At 66.5% G+C, this 8,088-nt stretch carries 7 protein-coding genes; 5 read left to right on the top strand and 2 right to left on the bottom strand.

Annotation, left to right across the window (positions count from 1 at the left end):
• Positions 1–50 precede the first annotated feature (50 nt).
• Both RMO40_RS23470 and RMO40_RS23465 read right to left on the bottom strand, forming a co-directional pair.
• A complete protein-coding gene (locus RMO40_RS23470; protein ID WP_309726017.1) occupies positions 51–431 on the bottom strand; it encodes a c-type cytochrome in 381 nt (126 codons plus the stop codon).
• Positions 431–877 (bottom strand): universal stress protein, encoded by a 447-nt coding sequence (locus tag RMO40_RS23465; protein ID WP_309726016.1) that lies wholly within the window; start codon positions 875–877, stop codon positions 431–433. Before RMO40_RS23465 ends, RMO40_RS23470 begins: the two co-directional genes overlap by 1 nt.
• A 330-nt stretch (positions 878–1,207) precedes the next feature.
• On the opposite strand from RMO40_RS23465, the gene RMO40_RS23460 reads away from it, so the two are divergent.
• From RMO40_RS23460 to RMO40_RS23440, 5 genes are all read left to right on the top strand, one after another.
• Positions 1,208–1,609 (top strand): TraR/DksA C4-type zinc finger protein, encoded by a 402-nt coding sequence (locus RMO40_RS23460; RefSeq protein WP_309726019.1) that lies wholly within the window; start codon positions 1,208–1,210, stop codon positions 1,607–1,609.
• Positions 1,610–1,867: 258 nt separating this feature from the next.
• A complete protein-coding gene (locus tag RMO40_RS23455; RefSeq protein WP_309726015.1) occupies positions 1,868–2,500 on the top strand; it encodes a hemerythrin domain-containing protein in 633 nt (210 codons plus the stop codon).
• A gap of 63 nt (positions 2,501–2,563) precedes the next feature.
• Complete coding sequence (locus RMO40_RS23450) at positions 2,564–4,927, top strand: phosphoketolase (RefSeq protein ID WP_309726014.1); 2,364 nt, start codon at positions 2,564–2,566, stop codon at positions 4,925–4,927.
• 19 nt (positions 4,928–4,946) lie between these two features.
• The gene (locus RMO40_RS23445) at positions 4,947–5,996 is read left to right on the top strand and encodes an acetate kinase (RefSeq protein ID WP_309726018.1); all 1,050 of its coding nucleotides are present in this window, start codon (positions 4,947–4,949) and stop codon (positions 5,994–5,996) included.
• On the top strand, positions 5,996–8,088 hold a 2,093-nt coding region (locus RMO40_RS23440; protein WP_309726013.1), incomplete at its 3' end, for an HAD-IC family P-type ATPase. The genes RMO40_RS23445 and RMO40_RS23440, both read left to right, overlap by 1 nt.

Here is an 8,088-nt window from a genome sequence, read left to right as displayed (position 1 = left end):
CGCCGTCCGATCGTGACGACGACCCAGCGCGACCGCGTGCCAAAAATCGCTCACGGAACCAGTATGAGAATCCAGTTGACGAGCATGCGTGCATCGGCTTCAGTCACGGCGGCACCGTTCGGCGGCATCGTCACATCGCTGACCTTGCCCGCCCAGTGTCTGGAACTTGGGTTCGAGCCGGTCATGACCGTGCGAGTCAGTCGATTTGAAGCGCCCGGGTCGTCTCTGTATTTGAGGGCGACGTCGCGCCACGCCGGTGCAATCGGTGGCATTCCATCGGCCCTTGCGGGAGGCGGCAGGACGCCGTGACAACTCATGCAACCGCTTTCAGTGGCGAGCTGGCGCATGGCGGCGTGGTACTCCGCCTCGTTGGCGCGGGCGGGGGCGCAAGCAATCAACAACGCGGCAAAACCGCTCAGCGCCTCATGCATCAGAGTTCTCCAAAAGCTATCGTCCAGCTTACGAACCGGGGCCGTTCCTGCGCGCCCTGTGATCGGGCCGGCTGGCGCCTCATCGGCAACGACAACGTGGTGCGCCGCGCGAGACTTTCAACCGTGTTACCCATCGCCAGCCGATTCATGCCGCGGCGCCCGTGCGTGCCTGTGGCGAGCAGATCGTCGCTGTGCCGGCGCAGGCGATCCAGCGCACGCTTGAGATCGTGAAGCACCTGGAGGCTTGCGTGCAACTCGGCGGCCAGGCCAATCGCCGCGTGAGTGCCGTGATCGGCCGTGGTGCCTGCGTCGATGGGAACCAGAATAGGGTGGTACACGTTGAGTGCTCCGGGGTCGGTCCCGCCAGGTGGCCTGCGCGCCGGCCGCTTGAAGGTGAAGCAATCCTCCGCCTTTTGGCATGGCCTGACCTTGACGTGGCTCAGCATCCGGTGCGCGCGGTTGGCGCTGGCGCACGGGCTGCGGTGGTGACAGGGCGCCCGATGAACGGGAGTTGACGACACAGCCTTCCTCGCCGGAGGCGACACGCGGCGACCCTGATGGCCCGCAAGCCAGCGGGCCCTGGGCGCCCACCACGAGCCTTGCAACGCGCGCGTGGTGCCGACGGCTGAAGCCCGCATCTTCGAGTCAGGAACGCTTGCCACCCTTGATTCAGCGCAACCGATGCGAGCCGGAGATGCCCCTTGCGAACGCCCCGCCGTATTGAGATGGGTCAAGCCCGAACGGGCCCTGCAGTTCAAGAATGCAGGTTGATCAATGTGTTCGCACCAAAAGGATTCACCATGGAACAAGCCACCCTGTCGCAGCTCTCGACCTTGCGCCACTTGCTGCTCGATCGGCGCCAGGCGCTGCGAGGGGAGATCGATGCCGTCAAGCCGACAGAGCCGTTGAACGGCGAGGCGCAGGAGGTCACGAGCCATGCCGACCAGTCCGTCTTGCAGCAGGCCGATGAGCTGGCCGATGCGCAACTGCAACGCGACCTGGACGAGCTGGGGGCCGTGCAGTCTGCCTTGAAGCGACTCGACTCAACCGGCTACGGTGATTGCGTTGACTGTGGGGCCGACATTCCTTCGCAACGGCTGCTGGCCCAACCTTCCGCCGAGCGCTGCACGGTCTGCCAATCGGCCTTCGAGCTCGCGAACCGGCGGCGGATGTCGTAAGCCGCCGGGCCACGCCGAGGGCGAATCCCGCTACGCGCAGCGTGGAAGTCTTCGCGTCCCGCGGGTTTCGATTTGTCGAAACTGGGGCGGTCGCGTTCAACCACAAGGCGCAATCGGGCTTGTGCTGGCAACAAACTCTTGCCGACGCCTGCCAACGGTCAGCCTGCGTTGTTGATCTGCGTCAAGCCGGGCTGGCGGCTACCGGCGCACGCTGGGTGGATCAGATCATGCAGGAGACGCACTGTGGCGCACGCCAGCGTGACCATCATTCTTCATGAGCACTGGGCGCTCTCGGCGATGCTGCGCGCGATTCTGCTGCTGCTTGCCGAGCACCGGCGCCGCGGCACGCTGCCCGATTTCGGCGCGTTGCGCGCCATGCTGTTCTACGTCGACGAATTTCCGGAGCAGCTGCACCACCCGAAAGAAAGCCGTCTGCTGTTCCCGAAGTTGCGCGGCCACAGCGCGCACGGCGACGCTGTGCTCGACCGGCTCGACCGTGACCATGACCGCGGCGAACACGCGATCCGCGGGCTCGAACACGCCTTGCTCGGCTACGAGATGATGGGCGAGGGTGACCAGCATCAAGCGCGTGGTGCGACGTTCGAGACCGCCATGACGCTTTATGTGCGCTTCTACCTTGGGCACATGCACATCGAGGAGACCGAGGTGCTGCCGCTCGCAGAGATGCTGCTGAGCCCCAGTGACTGGGCCGAGCTCGACGACGCGTTTCTGGCGAATTGCGATCCGCTTGCCGGACACGACGCGGTCGCGGCGTACCAGCCGCTGTTCAAGAAGATCCTGGGCGCACTGCCGGACGCGTGCGGAGTCGGCTCGGCCCTCGAAGCGCTGGCTGGCGCCAGCTTCCCGAAATACCAGCGGGCACCGGCCTGAGCCTCGCGACACGGCGAAACGCGTCGGTCGCCACACCGCCAACACCCTTGACCGGAGGCCTCCATGCCTGATTCCCTCACACCCGACGCCCTGCGCAAGATGCACGCCTACTGGCGCGCGGCGAACTACCTGTCGGTCGGGCAGATTTATCTGCGAGACAACGCACTTCTCGAATCGCCCCTCACGCTCGAACACGTCAAGCCCCGGCTGCTGGGCCACTGGGGCACGACACCGGGTTTGAACCTGATCTACGTTCATCTGAACCGGCTCATCAAAGCGCACGACCTGAACATGATCTATGTCATCGGCCCCGGGCACGGTGGGCCGGGCATCGTGGCGCACAGCTACCTCGAAGGCTCTTACACCGAGCACTACCCGGCGGTCGAGCGCAACGGCCACGGGCTGCAGCGCCTGTTCCGCCAGTTCTCCTGGCCGCAAGGCATCCCGAGCCACGTGTCGCCCGAGGTGCCCGGCTCCATCCACGAAGGCGGTGAACTGGGCTACTCGCTGGCTCACGCTTACGGGGCGGCGTTCGACAACCCGGAGCTGATCGTGGCTTGCGTCGTGGGCGACGGCGAAGCGGAAACCGGCGCGTTGGCGGCGAGCTGGCATTCCAACAAGTTCCTCAACCCCGCGCGCGATGGTGCGGTGCTGCCGATCCTGCACCTCAATGGTTTCAAGATCGCCAACCCCACACTGCTGGCGCGCATCAGCCGCACCGAGCTCACCGACCTGATGCGCGGTTATGGCCACGAGCCGCTGTTCGTCGAGGGCGACGATCCGGCGCTGGTGCACCAGGCGCTGGCCGGCGCGCTGGACACGGCTTTGGCGCAGATCCGCCAGTTTCAGCACGCAGCGAGATCGCCCAACGCAACGAAGACACCGGCGCGCCCGCGCTGGCCGATGATCGTGCTGCGCACGCCCAAGGGTTGGACGGGGCCGAAGCATGTCGACGGCTTGGCCGTGGAAGGCACCTGGCGCTCGCACCAGGTGCCGATTGCGGAGTTCAAGACGCCGGGGCATTTGCAGCAGCTCGAAGACTGGCTCAAGAGCTACAAGCCGCGGGAACTGTTCGACGAACAGGGCAAGTTCCGCGAGGAGCTCGCGGCACTCGCGCCGACGGGGCAACGCCGCATGGGGTGCAACCCGCATGCCAATGGGGGTGCGCTGTTGAAGCCGCTGTCCTTGCCTGGCTTCCAGGATTACGCAGTGGTGGTGCCCCATCCGGGTGGCGTTGAAGCCGAAGCCACGCGGGCGCTGGGCGCCTACCTGCGCGACGTGATGCGGTTCAACGCCATGAATGGCAACTTCCGATTGTTCGGCCCGGACGAAACCGCCTCCAACCGCCTGGAAGCCGTCTTCGAAGTCACCGGCAAACAATGGATGGCCGAGATGGCGCCGAGCGACAACCACCTGAGCGCCGACGGCCGCGTGATGGAAGTGCTGAGCGAGCACCTGTGCGAGGGCTGGCTCGAAGGCTACCTGCTCACCGGGCGCCACGGCCTGTTCTCGTGCTACGAGGCGTTCATCCACATCGTCGATTCGATGATGAACCAGCACGCCAAGTGGTTGAAGGTCTGCCGCCAGATTCCGTGGCGCAAGCCGATCGCGTCGCTGAACTACCTGCTGACCTCGCACGTCTGGCGCCAGGACCACAACGGCTTCTCGCACCAGGACCCGGGCTTCATCGACCACGTGGCGAGCAAGAAGGCCGACGTCGTGCGCATCTACCTGCCGCCCGACGCCAACTGCCTGCTGTCGGTGGCCGACCACTGTTTGCGCAGCCGCAACTACGTCAACCTGATCATCGCCGGCAAGCAACCCGCGCCTCAGTGGCTCAACATCGACGAGGCAGTGCGCCACTGCAGCGTGGGCGCGAGCGTCTGGGCCTGGGCCAGCAACGACCAGTGGGACCCCGACGTGGTGATGGCGTGTGCCGGCGATGTGCCCACGCTCGAGGCGCTGGCAGCCGTGACCTTGTTGCGCGGCTATGTGCCCGACATTCGCATTCGCTTCGTCAACGTGGTCGACCTGATGGTGTTGCAGCCGCCGCACCAGCACCCCCATGGCTTGTCGGACCATGATTTCGATGAGATGTTCACCACCGACAAGCCGGTGATCTTTGCCTTCCATGGTTACCCCGCGATGATCCACAAGCTGACCTACCGGCGGCGCAACCACGACAACATCCACGTGCGCGGCTACAACGAAGAGGGCACCACCACCACCCCGTTCGACATGGTCGTGCTGAACAACCTCGACCGTTATCAGCTGGCGCTGGACGCGATCCGGCGAATCCCCCGCTTCAGCGCGCAGGTCGACGAGGCAACGGCGCGCTACTGGACGACCATGGAGCGCCACAAGCTCTACATCGCCGAACACGGCGACGACATGCCCGAGGTGCGCGACTGGCGTTGGTCACCGTGAAGGTGTGGCCGTGCGCACGATGAACATTCTTGCGCTGAACAGCGGTTCGTCTTCGCTCAAGTTTGGCCTGTACCGAGTGGGCGCATCGGGTGTCGAGACGCTGCTGGCCGAGACCATTTCCACCACCGATCCTCAGGGCGCGATGCCTCGCGCGGCGCAGGTTCTCGCGCAGTCCGGCCTGCCGCCGCCGGACGCCATCGGCCACCGCGTCGTGCACGGCGGCCCGACGCTGCGCCAGCATGGCCGCATTGACGGCGCGGTGCTGCAGCAACTCGAAGCGGCAGCGGCGTTCGCGCCGCTGCACACACCGGCCGCGCTGGCGGTCATGCGCTTCGCCCAGGTGCACTTCGCCGGTTTGCCACAAGTCGCGTGTTTCGACACCAGCTTTCACGCAGACATGCCCGACGTGGCCCGGGTTCTGCCCATTGCGCGCGAGTTGCAGTCGCAGGGCATCCAGCGCTATGGGTTTCACGGGCTCTCGCTCGAATCCATCGTTCGCCAACTTGGAAACGATGTGCCGAACCGCCTGGTCATCGCCCACCTCGGCAATGGCGCCAGCGTCACCGCTGTCAAGGCCGGCAGATCGATCGACACCAGCATGGGCCTGACCCCCACCGGCGGCGTGATCATGGGCACACGCAGTGGTGACCTCGACCCCGGCCTGCTCGTCTACCTGATGCGCCGCCAGAACTACGACGCCGCCATGCTGGAAGATCTGGTCGATCACCGCTCCGGCTTGCTGGGAATTTCTGGCGTTGCCAGCAGCATGCGGCAGCTGCATGTGGCCGCTGCATCGAACCCCGACGCAAGGCTTGCCATCGAGATGTTTTGCCTGTCGGTGCGCAAGCAGATCGCCGCCATGATTTCCGTGCTGGAGGGTGTGGACATGCTTGTCTTCACCGGCGGTATCGGCGAAAACGATGCCGAGGTTCGCGCGTCGGTCTGCGGCGGCCTGGCCTGGGCCGGCATCACGCTCGACGACGCCACGCCGCGCTGCACGGTGCGGGTTCTTCCCTCGCAAGAAGACGAACAGATCGCCCGCCACACGCACGCGGTGGTCGCCCCCTGATGCTCGCCGATCCGTCTGTCGTGAGCAGCGACGAGGTCGCGAAAGCACTCGAGGTCGACATCGAGCGCGGGCTCAGTGCGCAAGAAGCATCAAGCCGTCTGGTGCAGAACGGGCGCAACGAACTGCGTGCGAAGCCGCGGGTACCCGTGTGGCGACGCATCCTGGCGCAGTTCCAAGACCCGCTGATCTACCTGTTGCTGGCTGCGGTGGGGATCGCGCTCGTCGCCTGGGTGATCGAAGGCCGTGTCGGCTGGCCGGTGGATGCCCTCGTCATCGCGGCCATCGTGCTGCTCAACGGCGTGCTCGGCCATGTGCAGGAAGCCAAGGCCGAAAACGCGGTGGCGGCGTTGGCCAAGATGACGGCTGCGACCGCTGCGGTTCTGCGTGACGGCAAGCCGCAGCGCGTGCCCAGTGCCGAGCTGGTGTGCGGAGACGTGCTCGCGCTGGCCGAGGGCGATGCCGTCGGCGCCGATGCGCGGCTGATTCAGGCGTCGACCCTGCGTGTGCTGGAAGCCGCGCTCACGGGCGAGAGCGAGGCGGTGCTCAAAGACACCGCGACCTTGCCGCAGCCGGTAGCCCTCGGTGACCAGCTCAACATGGTCTTCAAGGGAACGGCGGTGGCGCAGGGCACGGGCCTCGCGGTGGTCACGGCCACCGGCATGGACACCCAGGTGGGCCAGGTCGCAGCGATGCTGGAGGCCACCCCCGAGGAGCCGACGCCGCTGGAGAAAGAAATCGCCCGCATCGGCCGGTCGCTGGGCATCGCGGTCGTGGTCATTGCCGCCGTGGTGGTGGCAACCATCCTGCTGGTGTCGGAGATCCGCTCTGCCGCTGACGTGGTGCATGTGCTGTTGCTCGGTGTGGCGCTGGCGGTGGCGGCCGTTCCCGAAGGCTTGCCGGCGATCCTGTCGGTGGTGCTGGCGCTGGGCGTGCAGCGCATGGCCAAGCACCACGCGATCGTCAAGAATTTGTCGTCGGTCGAGACGCTCGGTTCGGCGTCCGTCATCTGCTCCGACAAGACCGGCACCTTGACCCGCTCCGAGATGACCATCGAGCGGGTGATGACGGCCTCGGGCGCCACGCAGGTGAGCGGGGTGGGTTACGCGCCTGAAGGCCGCGTAGAGCACGAGGGCGCGGCGCTCGCCGAAGGCCCGCTGCGCGCGGAAAACATCGTCATGCTGAGCGGCGGCAGCCTGGCCGGCAACGCCGATCTGCGCCAGACCGAGGGCGGTGCGTGGGAGATCCACGGCGACCCCACCGAGGCCGCCTTCCTGGTGGCCGAGCGCAAGCTGGGCGTCACGGAGCGGCGCGAAAAACGCTTCGAACGCGTGGGTGAAATCCCGTTCACCTCAGAGCGCAAGCTGATGACGACGATCGAGCGCGACCACGAACACGAGAACGAGGTCGTGCTCATCACCAAGGGGGCGCCCGACGTGCTGCTGGGCCGCTGCAACCGCGCGCGTGTGGGGCTGGAGATCGTGGCGCTGGACGACGCCCTGCGCGCGCGCTTGCTGGCCGACGTCGACCTGCTTTCCGACGCCGCGTTGCGCACGCTGGCCGTCGCCTACCGGCCCCTCGATCCCGCTGAGGACCCTGCGGCCACCGAATCGCTGGAACGCGACCTGATCTTCGTGGGCACGGTCGGCATGATCGACCCGCCGCGTGAGGAGGCGGCGGTGGCCATTCGTGAGGCGCACCGGGCGGGCATCCGCGTGATCATGATCACCGGCGACCACCCGCGAACGGCCGCGCGCATTGCTGCCGACCTGGGGATCGTGGAGGCGGGTGCTGCGGCCCTGACCGGGCTGCAACTCGACGCACTGAACGGAGAAGCGTTCGCCGCCGCGGTGCGCACCACCTCGGTCTACGCGCGCGTGTCGCCCGCCCACAAGCTGCGCATCGTCGACGCGCTTCAGGCCGACGGCAACATCGTGGCCATGACCGGCGACGGCGTCAACGATGCTCCTGCACTGAAGGCGGCCGACATCGGCGTTGCGATGGGCATCACCGGCACCGAGGTGACGAAAGAGGCGGCCAAGATGATCCTGGCCGACGACAACTTCGCGACCATCGTCGAGGCCGTGCGCGAGGG

The organism is Rhizobacter sp., from assembly GCF_031412075.1.
In the GTDB taxonomy this organism is placed as follows: Bacteria; Pseudomonadota; Gammaproteobacteria; order Burkholderiales; family Burkholderiaceae_C; genus Rhizobacter.
The sequence above is the reverse complement of the archived record's forward strand: the minus strand, read 5'-3'. Positions and strand labels throughout refer to the sequence as shown.